The organism is Marinobacter sp., from assembly GCF_014859525.1.
Lineage (GTDB): Bacteria > Pseudomonadota > Gammaproteobacteria > Pseudomonadales > Oleiphilaceae > Marinobacter.
The window spans coordinates 1-17,526 of sequence record NZ_JACUUB010000057.1; the positions used below are offsets into that span (position 1 = coordinate 1).

At 58.2% G+C, this 17,526-nt stretch carries 13 protein-coding genes; 6 read left to right on the forward strand and 7 right to left on the reverse strand.

Annotated elements, in window-relative coordinates; genetic code table 11:
• Positions 1–337: 337 nt before the first annotated feature.
• Complete coding sequence (locus IBX51_RS11295) at positions 338–1,786, reverse strand: NAD-dependent succinate-semialdehyde dehydrogenase (RefSeq protein WP_291831343.1); 1,449 nt, start codon at positions 1,784–1,786, stop codon at positions 338–340.
• 178 nt (positions 1,787–1,964) lie between these two features.
• On the opposite strand from IBX51_RS11295, the gene IBX51_RS11300 reads away from it, so the two are divergent.
• Positions 1,965–2,978, forward strand: a complete 1,014-nt coding sequence (locus IBX51_RS11300; protein WP_291831344.1) for a histone deacetylase family protein — start codon at positions 1,965–1,967, stop codon at positions 2,976–2,978.
• Position 2,979: 1 nt separating this feature from the next.
• Here IBX51_RS11300 and thiI read toward each other — a convergent pair whose 3' ends face one another.
• On the reverse strand, positions 2,980–4,434 hold the full coding sequence (thiI, locus tag IBX51_RS11305; RefSeq protein ID WP_291831345.1) for a tRNA uracil 4-sulfurtransferase ThiI: 1,455 nt from the start codon (positions 4,432–4,434) through the stop codon (positions 2,980–2,982).
• 121 nt (positions 4,435–4,555) lie between these two features.
• Here thiI and ppnN point away from each other — a divergent pair, with 121 nt between their 5' ends.
• The gene (ppnN, locus tag IBX51_RS11310) at positions 4,556–5,938 is read left to right on the forward strand and encodes a nucleotide 5'-monophosphate nucleosidase PpnN (RefSeq protein ID WP_291831346.1); all 1,383 of its coding nucleotides are present in this window, start codon (positions 4,556–4,558) and stop codon (positions 5,936–5,938) included.
• 39 nt (positions 5,939–5,977) lie between these two features.
• On the opposite strand, the gene IBX51_RS11315 is transcribed toward ppnN, so the two are convergent.
• Positions 5,978–6,310: a c-type cytochrome gene (locus IBX51_RS11315; RefSeq protein ID WP_291831347.1), complete on the reverse strand. Its 333-nt coding sequence runs from the start codon at positions 6,308–6,310 to the stop codon at positions 5,978–5,980.
• A gap of 226 nt (positions 6,311–6,536) precedes the next feature.
• On the opposite strand from IBX51_RS11315, the gene IBX51_RS11320 reads away from it, so the two are divergent.
• Entirely contained in the window at positions 6,537–7,640 is a 1,104-nt protein-coding gene (locus IBX51_RS11320; protein ID WP_291831348.1) for an enoyl-CoA hydratase/isomerase family protein, read from the forward strand.
• Positions 7,641–7,754: 114 nt separating this feature from the next.
• On the opposite strand, the gene IBX51_RS11325 is transcribed toward IBX51_RS11320, so the two are convergent.
• Together IBX51_RS11325 and IBX51_RS11330 are read right to left on the reverse strand one after the other, a co-directional pair.
• Positions 7,755–9,899, reverse strand: coding sequence for a GNAT family N-acetyltransferase (locus IBX51_RS11325; protein ID WP_291831349.1), 2,145 nt, complete (start codon positions 9,897–9,899; stop codon positions 7,755–7,757).
• On the reverse strand, positions 9,900–10,277 hold the full coding sequence (locus tag IBX51_RS11330; protein WP_291831350.1) for a DUF2237 domain-containing protein: 378 nt from the start codon (positions 10,275–10,277) through the stop codon (positions 9,900–9,902).
• A 237-nt stretch (positions 10,278–10,514) separates the two neighbouring features.
• Between IBX51_RS11330 and IBX51_RS11335 the strand changes: the two genes are divergently transcribed.
• Both IBX51_RS11335 and IBX51_RS11340 read left to right on the forward strand, forming a co-directional pair.
• Positions 10,515–12,791, forward strand: coding sequence for an ATP-dependent helicase (locus IBX51_RS11335; RefSeq protein ID WP_291831351.1), 2,277 nt, complete (start codon positions 10,515–10,517; stop codon positions 12,789–12,791).
• Positions 12,792–12,954: 163 nt separating this feature from the next.
• Positions 12,955–14,091, forward strand: a complete 1,137-nt coding sequence (locus tag IBX51_RS11340; protein ID WP_291831353.1) for an OmpA family protein — start codon at positions 12,955–12,957, stop codon at positions 14,089–14,091.
• Between the two features lie 82 nt (positions 14,092–14,173).
• Here the strand turns inward: IBX51_RS11340 and IBX51_RS11345 are convergent, their stop codons facing one another.
• Positions 14,174–15,415, reverse strand: a complete 1,242-nt coding sequence (locus tag IBX51_RS11345; protein ID WP_291831354.1) for a methyltransferase — start codon at positions 15,413–15,415, stop codon at positions 14,174–14,176.
• Between the two features lie 66 nt (positions 15,416–15,481).
• A complete protein-coding gene (locus IBX51_RS11350) occupies positions 15,482–16,312 on the reverse strand; it encodes a polyphosphate kinase (RefSeq protein WP_291831355.1) in 831 nt (276 codons plus the stop codon).
• 119 nt (positions 16,313–16,431) lie between these two features.
• On the opposite strand from IBX51_RS11350, the gene IBX51_RS11355 reads away from it, so the two are divergent.
• The gene (locus IBX51_RS11355) at positions 16,432–17,241 is read left to right on the forward strand and encodes a TatD family hydrolase (protein WP_291831356.1); all 810 of its coding nucleotides are present in this window, start codon (positions 16,432–16,434) and stop codon (positions 17,239–17,241) included.
• Positions 17,242–17,526 lie beyond the last annotated feature (285 nt).

Below are 17,526 nucleotides of genomic sequence, written 5' to 3' on the forward strand. Positions count from 1 at the left end.
TCTGGGCGGTCACGGCCTCGCGCTGGGCGTCGTTGAGGGGGTCGATAATGTTGGATACGTCCATAGCACCTGGCTTTTTACTGGTTAAATAAACAGGCCTGAGAGTATAACAGGAGAAAAGCAGGTTTGTCGGGCAGGGATTGGCGCCGCTCTTTTGGAGTTAACGCACAGGAACGGGGACTTCTTCCCAGGACACGCTACGAGCACATCCCTGTGCGCTTGACTGTGGCCATCCATGGCCACAGACAGTCCTGGGAAGAAGTCCCCGTTCCTGCGCTGTCTGGCAACGAAGGGGCGCCTCCCCCGTGCGACACCTCAAAAGATGAGGGCTTATATCTTAGAAGCCACGCGGTACGGTTTGAGCTTCCACAAACTCGAACAAGCCTTCCAGACCACCTTCCCGGCCAATGCCGGAGGCTTTCATGCCACCGAACGGCGCTTCGGGCGTTGGGCCGGTGCCGGTGTTCCAGCCAACGTGACCAAAGCGCAAGCCACCCGCAACGCGTTGCGCGCGCGCGGCATCCGCCGTGAACACGTAAGAGGCCAGGCCAAACTCCGTGTCGTTGCCGGCGTCGATAACTTCTTCCTCGGTGCGAAACAGGGCCATGGGCACCAGCGGGCCAAAGGTTTCTTCCCGGTAGCAGGCCATCTCCCGGTCAACACCCATCACCACGGTTGGCGGGAAGAACAAGCCGTTGTCCAGATCTTCCGGCTTCTTGCCAGCGACCAGAGTAGCGCCGTTGGCCAGGGCGTCTTCCAGATGACGTTTAACCTTGTCAAAGCCCGCCTGGTTGACCAGTGGGCCAATATCAACGTCCTCATTCATTCCGTTGCCAACCGTCATGCGGTTGACCCGCTCCGCCAGCTTCTGGCCAAAGGACTCTGCCACTTTCTCATGAACAAAAATCCGGTTGGCACACACGCAGGTCTGGCCACCGCCACGGAATTTGTTGGCAATCAGGTTGTCGGCGGCGGCATCCAGGTCTGCATCGTCGAACACGATGAATGGCGCGTTGCCACCCAGTTCCAGAGCCAGTTTTTTCACTTGCTCGGCGGTGTCCAGAATCAACTTGCGGCCAACTTCGGTGGAGCCGGTAAAGCTGAGCATGGGCACATCTTTGTGCTCGCACAGCACCTTACCGATCATGCTGGCTTTGCCCATCACCAGGTTGACCATGCCATCCGGCAAATCGAGCTTATCCATCACCGAGAACAGGGCCACCATGGTCAGTGGCGTCTCGCTGGCGGGTTTGATGACCGAGGGGCAACCGGCTGCCAACGCCGCCGATAGTTTTTTGGCGATCATCCCTATCGGGAAATTCCAGGGCACGATCAGGCCCACCACACCAATCGGGCGATAGTGAACGGTCCAGGAGCAATCCTTCGGCTTTTCCGCAAGCGTGTGGGCATCCAGCGCATTAATGTGCTTGGCGCAGTAGTCAAAAAAGCCGGCTGCGTATTCCACTTCACCTTCAGCCTCTTTGAGTGGCTTGCCGTGTTCCATGCACAGAATCCGGCCGATCTCCTCCCGGTTCGCTCTCAGGCCATCACGAATACCTTCAAGCCATTTGCGCCGGGTTTCAATGGGCCAGGGACTGGTCAGCCTGAGTGCAGACTTGCCCGCGTCAACTGCCGCCAACACTTCGTCCTCTGGCATTGACGCCACTTTGGCAAGTGTTTCTCCGGTGGCCGGATTAAACACATCAAACGTGCTACCGCCGGTGTTGTCGATCCAGCGCCCACCGATGTATCCGGTGAGGTTCTCCAGTAAGGGTGACTCGATCATCTCGACTCCTCTTCTGTGCCTTTTGACGCGCCCCGGTGCAGGACGCTTGTCTTGGTCGTTAACGTCTTTCATAGTGGATCCTGAGCGCCAGCCTGTAAAGTCATGGCTGGTTTTGACCCTGAACGATCACTGCCTATACTCGGGAGAGATATTCCTGGGCCCCCAAGGAGGCTGTTCAATGAAAGCATTTTTCCATCCCATGCAGGATCTGCATATTCCCAAAACGTATTTCACCCGGGGCCAGATGCGCCAACCTCAGGAGGTGCCAGACCGCACCAGCCAGATGCTGGAAGGCCTGAAAGCGATGGGGATCCCGGTTCTGGAACCGGCCGACCAGGGGGCCGCTCCGATTTCCAAAGTACACGATCTTGGCTATCTCCGATTCCTGGAGTCCGCCCACCGCCGTTGGATGGAGATGGAGGACTGGGGTGACGAGGTAATGTCTAACATCTTTGTGCGTTCACCCAACGCCATGCGCGGCATACTGGCCGAGGCCGCTTGTTACCTGGCCGATGGCAGTTGTCCGATTGGCGAAAACACCTACAAAGCCGCCTACTGGTCAGCCCAGACAGCTCTCGGTGCGGCCGATGCGCTGATGGCCGGCGAACGCACCGCCTATGCGGTTTGTCGCCCGCCCGGGCACCACGCCCGCAAAGATGCTGCTGGCGGTTTCTGCTACCTGAACAACGCTGCCATTGCCGCCGAGCACATGAAAAGCCGGTTCCCCCGCACGGTGATTCTCGACACAGACATGCATCACGGCCAGGGCATTCAGGAGATTTTTTACGACCGCAGCGATGTGCTTTACATCTCTATTCACGGCGACCCCACCAACTTCTATCCAGTCGTCAGCGGTTTTGAGAACGAGCGGGGCAAAGGCGAAGGCGAAGGCTACAACATCAACCTGCCCATGCCCCACGGTTCCAGTGAAGATGATTTCTTCGACAAGCTGGACGAGGCACTGGCCGCGATACGCCTGTATCAGCCGGACGTACTGGTTTTGCCGCTCGGTTTTGATATCTACAAAGATGACCCTCAGGCGAAAGTCTCGGTGTCATCAGAAGGTTTCTGTCGGCTCAGCACCCACATTCGTCAACTGGGGCTGCCGACACTGATCGTGCAGGAAGGCGGGTACGATCTGGACACCCTCAGCGAGAATGTTCAGCAGTTCTTCAAGGGCCTTGGGGCCTGATTCAGGCCGCCGGGGTATACACCTTTACGTTGCTATGCCCCTCGGCCCGCAAATAGCCGGCGTGCAGCCGGCTCATGGTGCCCCGGTCACAGTACAGCAGGTATTGGCGGTCGCCAGACAACGCCGACAGCTGCTGACTCAGCTCATAAAAGGGAATCTTGATCACTTCGTTATTGGTCAGTGACAGCGGCGCGCGCTCCTCTTCCGAAGGATGGCGCACGTCAATAATGATATCCGCCACCGCCGGCGTTTGCACCAGCTCAACCTCTTCTGGCGTGGTAATGCTGTCCAGAAGACGACTGACCATAGTGTCACTTCGCGAAGCCACTGCTTGTGCAAGCACGTCCGGATTCAGATTGGCCTCGTCTTCCTCAACCCGATGCAACCGAGCGCGGGTGACCGGTTTGCTGGAAATAACGCCGCAGTATTCAGGCATATTGCGAGCGAAAGGTTCGGTGCCGATGTCTCTGGCAATGCGAATAATCTCCTGCTTGTCCATGGCAATCAGCGGTCGCAAAACCACCTCATCACTGGCTCGGTCAACCACGTTCAGATTGGTCAGTGTCTGGCTCGACACCTGAGCCACGGCATCCCCCATCACCAGACCTGTGGCGGAATAATCACGGGCGATTTCGGCGGCGGCCTTGAGCATCTGGCGCTTCAGCACCACGCCCCAGTGACGGTGGTTCACCGAGCGCATGATTTCAGCCACCACACCGTCAAACGGCACCGAGATAAACTTAACGCTATGAGACGCGCCATAACGCTGCCAAAGATAGTGCGCCACCTGCCGCACACCCACCTCATGGGCCGTGCCGCCAAGGTTGAAGAACAGGAAGTGACTGCGAATGCCCCGTCGCATCATCAGATAGGCGGCTACCGAAGAATCGTAACCACCGGACACCAACGTCATCACGGTTTCGACGCTTCCCAGCGGGTAGCCGCCCAAGCCTTCATGACGGCGATGGGCGATGTGGAAGCTCTCTTCGTTGATTTCAATGCGCACTTCCAGATCCGGCTTCTTTAGGTTGACACCCTTGGCATTTGACGCCTGAAGCAGTGCGGCACCCACTGAGCGCTCAAGATCAATGGAACGGAAATCATGGCAACCATGGCGGCGAACGCGAACCGCAAAGGTTTGCCCGCTCAGGCGCCCGGCATAGGCCTCGATGGCCTTCTTGCAAACATCGTCAATATCCAGAAAGGGAAATACGCCGATCTCCTGAATGGTAGAAATGCCCGGGATACGAGTCAGCTCATCGATAGCCGGCCCTTCCAGACCCCGGCCACCGGGAAGCTCCACATCCACTCGGTCCCAGCTGCCATCCACCCGGATGTCGTAGTCCAGGCGAGCCAGTAGCTTTCGGATATTCTGCCTTAGCTGGCGCATCTGCTGATTGCGGACGGGTTTACTCTTGATCGCCACTTCCGGGGCGGGACGGATTAGCAGTTTCATAAAAAAGTCTTTGATCGGATTAACGTCGGGTATCGTAAAAAGCGGAAAGGCCTTAGTGTACCCTCTTGCCCTAGTGGCTCAAAATCCGTCATTGCCGAAACCATCAGGAGCTCCACCACCGATGACCGAAACCACCATGAATGCCCTGGTCTCTCCAGAGGGCAGCCTCGAAATTCTCTCTAACCACGAGGTAAACCGTCTCAAAGACAAGAGCGAGGGTGGCTTGTATCGTTTGTTCCGCCAGTGTGCTCTGGCCGTGCTCAACACCGGCGTTGAAACCGATGACTGTCAGGAACTGATGGCAGCGCATTCCGACTTTGATGTTCGCCTGGTGCCCCAGCCACGGGGCCTGAAGCTGGAACTGATTAACGCCCCCGGCCATGCTTTTGTCGATGGTGAGATGCTCAGAGCCATCCGCGAACATCTGTTTTCAGTATTGCGGGACATTGTTTACAGCCATTCGATCCCCAACACCGTGGCCGGCTTTCGCCGGGACAACCCGGAAGACATCACCAACCTGGTATTCCACATCCTGCGTAACGCACGGGTACTGGAGGCAGGCCGCCAACCTGATCTGGTGGTGTGCTGGGGTGGTCACTCTATCGGTCATGACGAATACCAATACAGCAAGGAGGTGGGTCACCAGCTTGGCTTACGCTCCCTAAATATCTGCACCGGCTGTGGCCCGGGCGCCATGAAAGGGCCGATGAAAGGTGCCACCATCGGTCACGCCAAGCAACGCGTAAAAAACGGTCGCTACATTGGCATTACCGAGCCTGGGATTATTGGCGCTGAAGCGCCTAACCCGATCGTTAACGAACTGGTGATCATGCCAGATATCGAGAAGCGTCTTGAAGCCTTCATTCGCTGTGGCCACGGGGTTATTGTGTTCCCTGGCGGTGTGGGTACGGCCGAAGAAATTCTTTACCTGCTGGGCATCTTGCTGCACCCGGACAACTCAGACCTACCCTTCCCAGTTGTGTTCACAGGACGCAAGGAAAACGCCGAGTATTTCGAGATGATCGACAAATTCATCCGCAACGCTCTTGGCGACGAAGCTGCCAGCAAATACCAAATCATCATCGATGACCCTGCACGGGTGGCACAAACCATGAAGCAGGGCATGAAAGACGTAGAGACCTTCCGGCGCGCCATGCAAGATGCTTACTATTTCAACTGGATGCTGAAAATTGACCCGGTCTTTCAGTTACCGTTCGAGCCCAATCACGACAACATGCGAGCTTTGGAACTGCACCGAGACCAGCCAGCGCACCTCATTGCGGCCAATCTTCGCAAGGCATTCAGTGGCATTGTGGCGGGTAACGTAAAGGAAAGTGGCATTCGGCAAATTCAGGAGAAAGGCCCCTTCGAGATTGCCGGCGACCCGACTCTGATCACACCTCTTGAGGCTATGCTGGAACAGTTTATTGCGCAGAACCGGATGAAGTTGCCAGGCTCGTCTGCGTATCGGCCGAGCTACCGTATTGTCAGTGGCGCAGCCTGAGCTGCACCACTGCACTGCATCACTGCGGGACTACAACGTTCACTTACCGCCAGCTGGCAGGCTTGCATAGTAAGCTGCCAGATTGGCGATGTCGGCATCGCTCAATCCTGACATCTGACCCGTCATGATCGGCGCCTGGCCACCTTGACGCTGGCTGTTTTTGTACGCTTTCATGGCGGCTACCAGATATTGCTCCTTCTGACCGGCCAGATTCGGATACATCGGGATTTGTGAAATGCCATTCTGCCCGTGGCAAGCTGCACAAACGGCAGCCTTGGCTTTGCCCGCTGCGGCATCGCCGGCAACAGCAGCAACCGGAGCAACAGTGCCCAGCGCAAAAAGGCCAGCAATCGCGAAATGTTTCAGACTCATTGTGTTCACCTTCTCATCGTTTTAACGTTTATACACCGGTGTATAAGACCGGACACGACATCTGGCTTCACTTATAGCACAAGCGGTCCCTGACTCAAATGTGATAGATCAAGGACACTTGTGCGACCATGGTCCTCTTTTACTGACGAATTGACTGAACGACAGTACCAACAAACCTTTAAGTACATTCGATAACAACGCAACCTGGTTGCCGGAGATACACTTCATGCCCGTAGAGGTCCAGGAACTCGCCTGCCGAGAAGGCCATATTGGCCTACTGACACTGAACGCTCCCAACACATTGAACGCCCTGACCGAAGACATGGTCGTTCAGGCGCAGGGAGCGCTGGATGAGTGGGCGGCAGACAGCCGGATCTGCCTGGTGGTACTGCAGGGCGCCGGCGAAAGGGGATTCTGCGCCGGCGGCAACATCCGAACACTGTACGATGGCCTCACAGGCCAAGGCGATACCGCAGCCCCCACCCGCTTTTTTACCCGGGAATACCGGCTTAATTACAGTCTGTACCGCTTCCCCAAACCGGTGGTTGGCGTTGCACAGGGTGTGGTGATGGGTGGCGGGCTGGGTTTGTTGTCGGCCTGCCGTTACCGACTGGTGACCCCGGATGTGACCCTTGCCATGCCTGAAATCAGTATTGGTTTGTTCCCGGACGTAGGTGCCAGCTGGTTTTTGAACCGTCTGCCCGGGCGCCTGGGCCTGTTTATGGGACTGACCGGTGCGCGCCTGAACGTCAGCGATGCGATCAGGGTTGGTTTGGCCGATCTGGTGATTGAGCCAAGCCAGACAGAATCCCTGTTAACACGCCTGCAAGATGAGCGCTGGACCGGTGCTCAGGCAGCTGACGATAACCGACTGTTCCGCCTGCTCAGCCAACTGGACGCAATGGATTACCGCGCACTGACACCAGGCCATCTGGAGCAGCACGAACAAACCATTGCCCGGCTCAGCGCCGGAGATAAACTACCCGACATTGTTGAGCAGTTACTGGCCTCAGAAAGTTCTGACCCCTGGTGGCAAACCTGTGTGCAAACACTCAAAAATGGCTGCCCGGTGACCGCCTGGCTGGTCTGGAATCAGTTGCGCAAGGGCCAACAGATGTCGCTGAAGGACATTTTCCGCATGGAACTGGCGATGGCGATGACCTGCACCCGCAGGCCTGATCTGGCGGAGGGCATTCGGGCACTGCTGGTCGACAAAGACCGCTCACCCACTTGGTCTTACCCATCGGTGGCCGAGGTACCTCGGGACGTTGTCGACGAGCATTTTCAGCCGGTGTGGAACGATTCAAACGACCCGATGGCACTGGATTAAACACACGAACAACGCAGATAAAAACTTGCCGGGGACCCTGGCCATAACCTGAAGTCTTTTCAGTTATTTTTGCATGATTCCGGGCAGCAAGCGGTCAGAATGACAGCAAGCCGATCACAACCTGGGTCCGTTTTGCAGAAGTTGACAGACCAGCCGCCTTAACTGCTGTTCTGCATCCCGCTGACCGGTGCACAAGCCAGCGGACTGCAGCTGGTGCCAAGACCAGCCCTGCAACACGGCCCGACACCACAGCGCCATTGCCGGCTGGCTTGATAGCCAGGCCAAAGCACCCTCGCAGGCAGTCAATTCCTGCAACAAAGGCAAGGTAAGCTCAAAACCGCGGAAGCCTTCGGCAAAAGCGTGCAGATCCCGCCAGTCGTCGCCATCCAGCACCTGCTGCGGCGGCAAATCGGCACCTATCCCTAACAGTAGATCGGGGTTGATGACCGGCCAATGCCGGGGAATCAGCACCTGCCAATGACGGGCAAAACGTGCGCGTAATCTTTTTTCCAGGCTAAGCCCGGCGGGCGATACCCCCTTCAGCATCTGCAGCGGGAACTCGCCCGTGGTCGCCTCTTGCTGAAGGCCAACACGAACCACTCTGAACCCACCCGCCTGCCAAAATCGCAACAAGCCGGAGCTTCCACCAAAGCTGGTCCCCAGGGCATCCAGGTCTTGTTGCTGACTGGCTGCTCGAGCCGCCTCGATCAGGCGGCGCCCGATACCGAGGTGCCGGGCCTGCTCAGACACAGCAATCCGGACGATCCGGAGCGTCTTCAAACTGGCAGCCTCCGGAAAACCACCATGGCTGGCCAGAGATTGTGCCAGCAGGTGGCCACGAAGCCTGCGCTTGCCCAGTACCACCTGCTCCGCCAATGTTGCCGACAACCCGCCCTCTACCGCACCCCAGAGCAAGCCGACAACTCGCCCCTGGTACACCGCCCGCCAGGATTGTGCAGATGGATCATCCAGCCATTGCCGCAAATCTGCGGGCGTGGTCCGGTAATGGGCATCCACCAACAGGCCAAAGGCTTCGGCCAGTTCAACCTCACTGGCCCGGGCTGGTGACCAAGGCTCAATGGTAACCTGGGCCGCCTCAGGCACCGCATCGGTCGGCCCTTCTGCAGAAAGCAAAAACAAGTTGAATATCAGTTTTTCCAGCGGATCACCGTGCGCCCAGCGAATCGGCTGCTGCAGGGCAATGCTTCGCCAATGGGGCGTTTCCTGGTCCAGACTGTCCCGGAACCGGATCGCAAAACCCCTGCCTGTACCCTCGTAGCCATGCACGGTGCTGGCGAATGCCACCCTGGGCCAGCCCAACAAGATATCCCTCAGCCAATGAGCCGGCAGGCCGGCGGCCTCGTCCACCAGCACCACTTCCGCTTCCGGGCGCTCGGACAGCAGTTCGGGAACCGGAACAAAACTCAGGCGCTGACCGCCATGGGTAATCAGTTCACACTCAGACTGTTCCGCCAGATCATCCGCCAGTTCGATGATCGCATGCCGGAACAGGCTGTTCAGGTTGGTACGGGAGGGCGCGGTAACAATGACTCGTTGCCGGCCCGCCCGCAGCAATCGTGCGGCCGCCATGCCCAGGGCGGCGGATTTACCCCGGCCCCGGTCTGCGGTGATCACCAGGGGGCGCCGACGGCGGCCCTGACCAAAGCGCTCCAGCTGTTGTAAAAGCTCTTGCTGTTGCTCGGTAGTACCCGATTTGAAGGCGACCGGCGGCGCAGGCAGCTCTGGTAGCTCCAGAGGCTCATGAGCGCCGGGCGACACCCGGATAACGGATGGGTCATCGGCCAGTTTACCGGCAAGTCTGGCCGCAAATGGATGTTCTCGGGCCTGATCGAGGCCGGTTCGAGCGTAATCCGGATCAGCGTGATCGGGCCAGGAAGCCAGCGGGGGCATCAACCAGAACAATAGCCCGCCAGCCTGCAAGGTGCCGGAAAGCGCGGCGAAGGCGTCTGGCGGGTTGCCTTGCCAGCCATCCCAGATCAGCAGGCTGGTTTCTCTACCCAGCCATTGGCGGTACTGACTGGCCTGGATATGAGGTAGGCCAACCTGTTCAGCGTGTTCTGAACGGCCAACCCATAAGCTGTAGCTGGTGTTCAGTTGTGGCAGTTGCTGCTGAATCCAGGCAATAGCGTTTTGCTGATCGCCTTCAATGAGAACCAGGCGGCGATGGCCCAGGGTCTTCAGGGCTGTCTGTAAAACAGACCAGGTGTGCTCTGGTGGCGGACTGGGCGACGTGGTCATTCAGCTCAGGTCAGCCGTGTGGGCTTTGAGGTCGTTAAGTTGGCAGATTTCGAGGGCATTCTGGTGAGTGGCCCGCAGTTTGACTCTTGGCGGGCAGTTGGCCTCGAAGGCTTCTTGCCAGCGGCCTGCGCACAGGCACCAGCTGTCGCCGGGTTTGAGGCCGGGGAAGCCGAATTCGGGCCTGGGGGTGGAGAGGTCGTTGCCCCGGGCTTTAGAGTAGTCGAGGAAGTCGGCGGTGACGATGGCGCAGACAGTGTGGTTGCCAAGGTCATCCGGGCCGGTGTTGCAACAGCCGTCGCGGTAGAAGCCGGTTTTCGGGTCTGTACCGCAGGTTTCGAGTTTTTCGCCCAGTACGTTTAGCGATTCATCAGTCTTCATCGTTCCGTATCTCCCTTTTCTCGGAATCAGCAGGAGGTCGGGACAGCTTTTCAAAACACGCTCCTTCGGCCCATCCCTGGGGCGCTTGGGCTCCGCCATCCATGGCTACGCACAGTTTTGAAAAGCTGTCCCGACCCCCTGCTCTCAACGTGTGAGTAATATTCTTTAAAACATCGCTTGGCCACGATTATGCGGCAGCGCTATTCCCGCTGCCAGTTGGCCCGTACAATAGCGTGCATGCCTACCAAACCCCAAATCCCTGACACCGCCTACCTGCCGGATTATCTTACCGATGAGCAGCGGGCGATTATTACCGCCGGTTACGAGCATTCGGTGATCACCGCAGTTGCCGGCAGTGGCAAGACGTCGACACTGGCCTGGCGGATTCGGTTTTTGCTGGCGCAGGGGCACGATCCAGACCGGACGCTGGTATTGATGTTTAACCGCAGTGCCCGGGTGGATTTTGAGCGGAAGTTGCAGGAGGTGTGTGATCAGTCCGGGCTGGCGTTGCCGGAGATTCGGACGTATCACGCCATGGGGCTGCGGCTGTATAAGCGGTTTGTGCGGGAGGGGTATCTGCCCGGGTTTTCGGAGAAGATTCTGACCGAGCAGGAGATCGCATTTCAGGCGTGGTTGCTGACCCGTCGGCTGGCGCCGGAGGATCTGGCGGATGAGATCCGGCGCAACAAGAAGGAGTTTGTGGAGACGGCCACGGGGTTTATTGATCTGGTGAAGACCGGGTTGTCACCGGCGGAGGTGGTGTTTGAGGAGTTGGGATACTCCGACAAGTACCGATATCTGATTGATCTGTTCCACAGTTTTGAGCAATGGCGCAAAGGCCAGAGCCGGATCAGTTATGCGGATATGTTGTATGAGCCGGTGATGGCGATTCATCAGAACCCGCCGTTGCAGCGCTTGGTAAGCAACAAGATGGATCTGATTCTGGTGGATGAGTACCAGGACACCAATGAGATCCAGCATCTGTTGTTGCGCTACGTGGCCGGTGATCGGGCGCGGGTGACGGTGGTGGGGGATCCGGACCAGACCATCTATGAGTTTCGCGGGGCGAAGCCGGAGTTTATTTTGCGCCGTTTCAGTGATGAATTTGAGAGCCCGCTGGAGCAGACCCTGAGTTACACCTTCCGGTACGGGCATCAGGTGGCCTTGCTCGCCAATCATTTGATCTGTCACAACACCGGGCGCAAGGATGTGATGTGTCACTCGCATCCGTCTACGCCGGCGACGACGGTAGCGCTGCATCGGGCAGAGAATGATGGCGATCAGGTGCTGAGCGTTTTGCAGCAGCAGTCGGCGGAGCAGAATGGCCAGACGGCGATTCTGTTCCGGGTCTGGAGCCAGAGTGTGCCGATTGAATTGAAGCTGCTGGCCCGGCAGATTCCCTACCGGATTGATGCCGGCAAGGGTGCTCTGTTCAGCCGGGAGGTGCAGGCCATTGCTGCCCTGCTGATGGTGGTCACCGGCCGGCTAAAAGTGTTGCCGGATTCCGACCGGCTGGACTTGGCAAGGCAACTGCTGCGGTTCCCTCATGTTGGGTTAAAGGAACCAGAGTTGGAGAATCTGGCGCAGTTCCTGGCTGCCTTCAATGGCGCGTGGCATGAACGGCTGCTGGCGATGGATTTCGGCGCGCTGGCGCCGATGCCGGCCCGCAAGCTTCGCAAGCTGGGTGAGGTGCTCGCTCAGCTTGAGCGTTACAAAGGCCCGGTGGCAGGGCTGATCAGCGTTTATGCCGAGCATATGGACCTTTACGAGGGCATTCGCAGCCTGGCGCTGACTCATGACAGCGCCGAGGAGCGCATCGATACCGTTCAGGGCTTTCGGGATTACCTGAAAAGCCTGGATGTGAATGCCGAAGGCGCGCTCGACCATCTGAAAGCACTGAAGCAGCAGGCCGCTGAGCGGCAGGATCACGGTGTGCTTCTGTCCACCATCCATCGTACCAAAGGCCTCGAATGGCCAGTGGTGATTATCCCCGGCTTACAGGAGAAGTATCTGCCCTACAGCCCCCGCCCCCAGGATGATGCCAGAGCCCTGCTGGAGAGTGAGCGCCGGCTGCTGTATGTCGGGATGACCCGGGCCCGCCAGGCTCTGCACCTGATTAGCTGCCCAGCCAGCCAGCAGCCCCATCTTGAGGGCGACCAGGGGCCGAGCCGGTTCGTTGCCGAACTTTGCTTTGAGCTGTCTCGCGAACTTGGGCAGGCTTTGGACGGGAACTGTCTGCAACCAAATCAGCCGCTCAGGCTGGATTCGCCACTGACAGCCATCAGCCTGCGGTACGCCGAACGGGAAGAGGTGGTCATTGAGGGCCAAAAACCGGTTTCGCCTTCAACGACGGAACCGGTCTGGCATCACTCGCGTGTGGTCCATGCTATTTTTGGTGCCGGTACCGTGACGGCAGAGGACGAGAGCTCGTTTGAAGTGCGCTTTGGCAACGGCGATACGCTGAACTTCAGCAAGAAGAGCGCACATCTGTATTTCAAGGCGTCACTAGACTAGAACGACGTTTTCAGTGAACTCCCTACCATTCCGGACGTACCTTACACTTTCATTTTATTGTTTTTTTTGGCTTACTGACCTAAATTCCGAGTATCACAGGTACTTTCGGAGTTTTTATTCCTGAGAGAAGAGCAGGAAATAACAACTAACCAGGAGGTTCTGCATGAAGATCATGCGCCCGGTCGCTCTGGCCGCCCTTACAGCATCCCTTGCCACACCCGCCCTGGCCGACCGCCAGGAAACCCTTTATCTGAACCCGTTCGCCGGCTTCCAGCTGTTTGATGACAAGCGGGATCTGGCCGAAACCGGCACTTTTGGTGTTGGTGTTGAATATCGCTTTCTGCCGCGCTGGTCGGTCGAAGCCGTATACTCAAGAGCAAGTGCAAATCAGAAGTACATTTCCGGTTCTTCCGATTTTCAGGAACTGCGCATCGATGGCACCTATTACTTCGCTGGCCCGGATGCCGCCTGGAACCCCTACGTGTCTCTGGGCGCTGGCCATGCCGAGTTTGGTGTCGATGACAATTTCCCCATTAACACCGCTGGCACCGATCAGGAAGAAACCCGTGTCAACGTAGGCGTGGGCTTCCGCTACAACGTCAGTGACGGTATTTCCATCCGCGGTGATCTCCGCGAATTCCATGGCATTGACGACAGCACCTTCGACACCATGGCGTCGTTGGGACTGAGCTGGGCATTCACCCGTACCGTTGCGTCCTCGAAGCCCGCACCGGCACCTGCACCCGCACCGGCTCCCGTTGATTCTGATGGTGACGGCGTGCCCGATAACCGCGACCAGTGCCCGAACACCCCCGCTGGCGTTCAGGTGGACAGCCGTGGCTGCCCGATCGATAGCGACGGCGATGGCGTACCCGACTACCGCGACGAATGCCCGAACACTCCGGCCGGTGCAACCGTCGACGAAAGAGGCTGTGAGGGCATCACTGAAACCGTCGAAACCATTGAGCTGCAGGTTCAGTTCCCCACCAACAGTTCCATCATCGACGCCTCCTTCGACAATGAAATTCGCCGCGTTGCGGATTTCATGAACGAGTTCCCGGAAACCACGGTAGAGATTGCCGGTCACTCAGACAGCATCGGTGATGCCGAGTACAACCGGTTCCTGTCTCAGCGTCGTGCTGAGGCAGTCGCCAACCGGCTGACCTCGGTTCTCGGTGTTGATCCGGATCGCGTCAGCGCCATGGGTTATGGCGAAGCCGAGCCGATTGCCAGCAACGACACTGCAGCTGGCCGCGCCCAGAACCGCCGCGTTGAAGCTCGTATCCAGGTCACTCGCTAAAACAGACTGGTACGGCAGTAAACAAGCAAGGCGCCTTCGGGCGCCTTGCTTGTTTCTGCGACAAAGAGTGTTGGAAGAAGAATCAGGCGCGGCCCCGGACAGCATCCAGCAACAGGTTACGGGGCGTCAGCGAGCGCTCGCAAAAGGTTCCCAGCCGTACCCGATAACCCTGCTCTTCCAGAAACACCGCATAGTCCAGCACCAGCCAAAGCTCCAGTGGGCGCCGAAACAGGTGCCGGAGCAGTTCATGTCGACGCACCTGTTGCAACCGGCGCTCTCCTTTCGCCAGCCAGTAAAGCCAGTCCACCTGTGCCGGCAGTTCCAGGCGCTTCTTGTCGGCCGCCCAGGTACAGAAGGTTCTGAAATCGCCGGTGTTCAACCGGGCGGGATGGGATGGCACGGGCAGATAACGGTCTGCCCCTCGAAGGTGTCGCTGCAAGGCATCAAAACCCAGGCGCCATACGCTGACAACAGCGGCCTGCCGCCGTTCTCTGGCCGGAGCAGTGACGGTTTCCTGCACCGCTAGCCGGAGGGTACGGCGATCCATCGTCAGCGGCCTGGCATGGTTGCAGGCCGCCACTGACAGGAGCTGGTAATGCGTTGAGGCCATCAGGTGGTAGCAACAGGGAGAGATGGCGAGGCGAGTCGCCTTTGCCGCACTGCCGGTTTTGATCAATTGGCGGTGCAGGTCGCCACAGGCGTGCAGGGCCACACCTTGCCCCGCAGCGGGCCAGGCCACATTGCTGGCCATCACATCCTGCTGGCGCAGCTGCACCGGGTCGCCGTAGTGCTGTGCCAGCCGGTTGCCGTCATTGACCAGCTCCGCGTTCCACTCCAACCCCAATACCGATTCTACCCCTTGCTCTACCAAGGTTCGTGCCAGATGGCCTTTACCGCAACACCAGTCCACCAGTTTGCCTTCGAGCGGGCTCAGAGAAGCCGCAAACGCACCGGCCTGCAAACGTTTACGGCCCGGCATATCCACCGCTCTCACCTCAGGTAATGCCGCTGCCTGTGCCCGTTCAGAGGTTGCCAGTTCCGGGACAGCAACCAGTTCGCCATACGCCGCAAGATCCGGTATGAAACGAGCAGCCTCGCAAGCGAACGCCTCTGGGTTGTTTGTCCAGCAGTCACACTCCTCGTCGGTTATAGCTTCCAGCCAGCCGGCCAGTTCCGGACAGTCCCGCAGCCACGCCGGTGCAGGCTCTGAGAACGGCACCGGGCGCCACAACGGCTGATGCTGCACAAGCCAGTCATTCACTGCGCGCCAGCGATGGCTAAAGGCCAGAGCCGGTGCGCGAAGGCTCGCCGCCGTTGATGTCATAAGGGAACCTTTTCCAATGCGACCAGACGTAACGCAAGGTCGCCGGCATGAAACGGACCGCCGCCGTTACTGCACGCCATGCTTAGCCAGCAGGGCCCGATACTCCTCCAGAACATCCGGATGCTCCTTCGGATAGTCAGGTGCGAGGTTTTTGAGCACCTCAGCCACCAGCGCCGCCACAATGGCCCTGGCCTCTAGTTTGCGATCACCCGGCACAATAAACCAGGGCGCCTCCTTGGTATGGGTGGCCGCCAGGGCTTCCTCCGCAAACGCCTGATATTTATCTCGCAGCTTCCAGCCCTCGATGTCAGAACGGTCAAACTTCCACCGTTTGCGAGGCTTGTCCAGGCGCTTGAGCAACCTTCGCTGGTGTTCGTCTTCCGACAGGTTCAGCCACACCTTCACCACACAGGTGCCCTCACTGACCAGGTGCTGCTCGAAATCCCGGATCGCCCGGTATCTGGCCTGCCAGTCGTAGCTTTCCTCGGCCCGCACCGGCCAGACCCGCTCACCGATAACCGCCTCGTGGTGGCTGCGGTTGAACGCTACCATCTGCCCGTAGGCCGGCAACAAAGGCGTGACCCGCCAAAGGAAATCGTGGGCCGCTTCTGTTTCTGTCGGCCGGCTGAACGACCAGGCGTGAAAGCCTGCGGGATCGGCGTAGGTGGCAAGCGTTCGAATCAGGCTGTCTTTGCCACTGGTGTCCGGGCCATGTATCACCAGCAACAGGGCTTTTTTACCGTTGGCCCAGAGCCGGCGCTGGTACTCGCCGATGTCTTCCAGGCTCGCCTCCAGGGCCGGCAGTTTCTCATTATCATCCACCAGGCTGGGGTACTGGCCCAGCGCCGGTTTCTTCGGATCCAAAAACCATGTTCGTGCGAACGCCGTATAATCCATCAAGGAAACTCCCTATCAACGCCATACAACTCAACCATCACCCTAGATGGTAAACTTGCGTGATCAAATTCTCAGAATAGCAGTCAAACAGCGGCTGTGATGGAGCATAGACCCAAGGCATGAGCAAGAAACGTCGTGAGATTCCCGTATTCGATCATCCGATCATCGAGACCCACTGCCATCTGGACTACCTGAAAGACCAGCCCTTGGCGGATATTCTGGAGCAAAGCCGGAACGTCAATATCGAACGGGTGATTACCATTGCCGTGTCCCCAGACAACCTGGCGGCGGTGCGCAAACTCAGCCACATAGCCCCATGGGTGTACGGTACCCAAGGCATCCACCCCCACGAGGCCGAGAGCTATTCGGATGCGGTAGAAGCCGAGATTCGCGAGCACGCCAGGGATCAGAAGATCGTTGCCATCGGAGAAATCGGACTGGATTACTACTATGACAAAGCCGACCGCGACGTACAGCGGGAAGTATTCCGGCGCCAGCTGCAAATTGCCTGTGATAACCAGCAGCCGGTGGTGATCCACAGCCGCGATGCCGATGATGACACCATCGCCATCCTGCAGGAGTTTGAGCAGACCCTGACCCGCCGGGGTGTGATTCACAGCTTCACCTCCGGCCCCGGACTGGCACAGTATGCCCTCGATCAGGGCTGGTGCCTGGGCTTTAACGGCATCACCAGCTTCAACAAAGCGGAGAACGTGCGAGACATCGTACGGATGACCCCCATTGAACAGATTCTGCTGGAGACCGACGCCCCCTTCCTGACCCCGGTACCCTACCGGGGCCGTGAGAACGCGCCTTTCTATCTGCCGTTTATTGCCGAAAAAATTGCCGAAGTGAAAGACCTGCCACTGGATAAGGTGGTCAGCCAGACTTACCTGAACAGCCTCAGGACGTTCTTCCCGCAACCATGATCAAACGAGAGTACACCATCGACCTTGCCCGAGCGGGCAATCAGGACCGTATTTTGCGAGCCGTCGATCCGGAAGAGTACAAACTGGATGTCCGCAAGTTTTTGAACTGAATCAGGATACCCGCTCACTTCTGCTAAGCTTGTTGTTACAACTTCCATCACGATGACGCACAGATCATGATCTCTTCGGTATTCCAGATTCTGGGCGGCCTGGCTTTGTTCATGCTGGCCATGGAAATGATGACCAACGGACTCAAGAACGCCGCCGGTCACCATTTGCGGCACC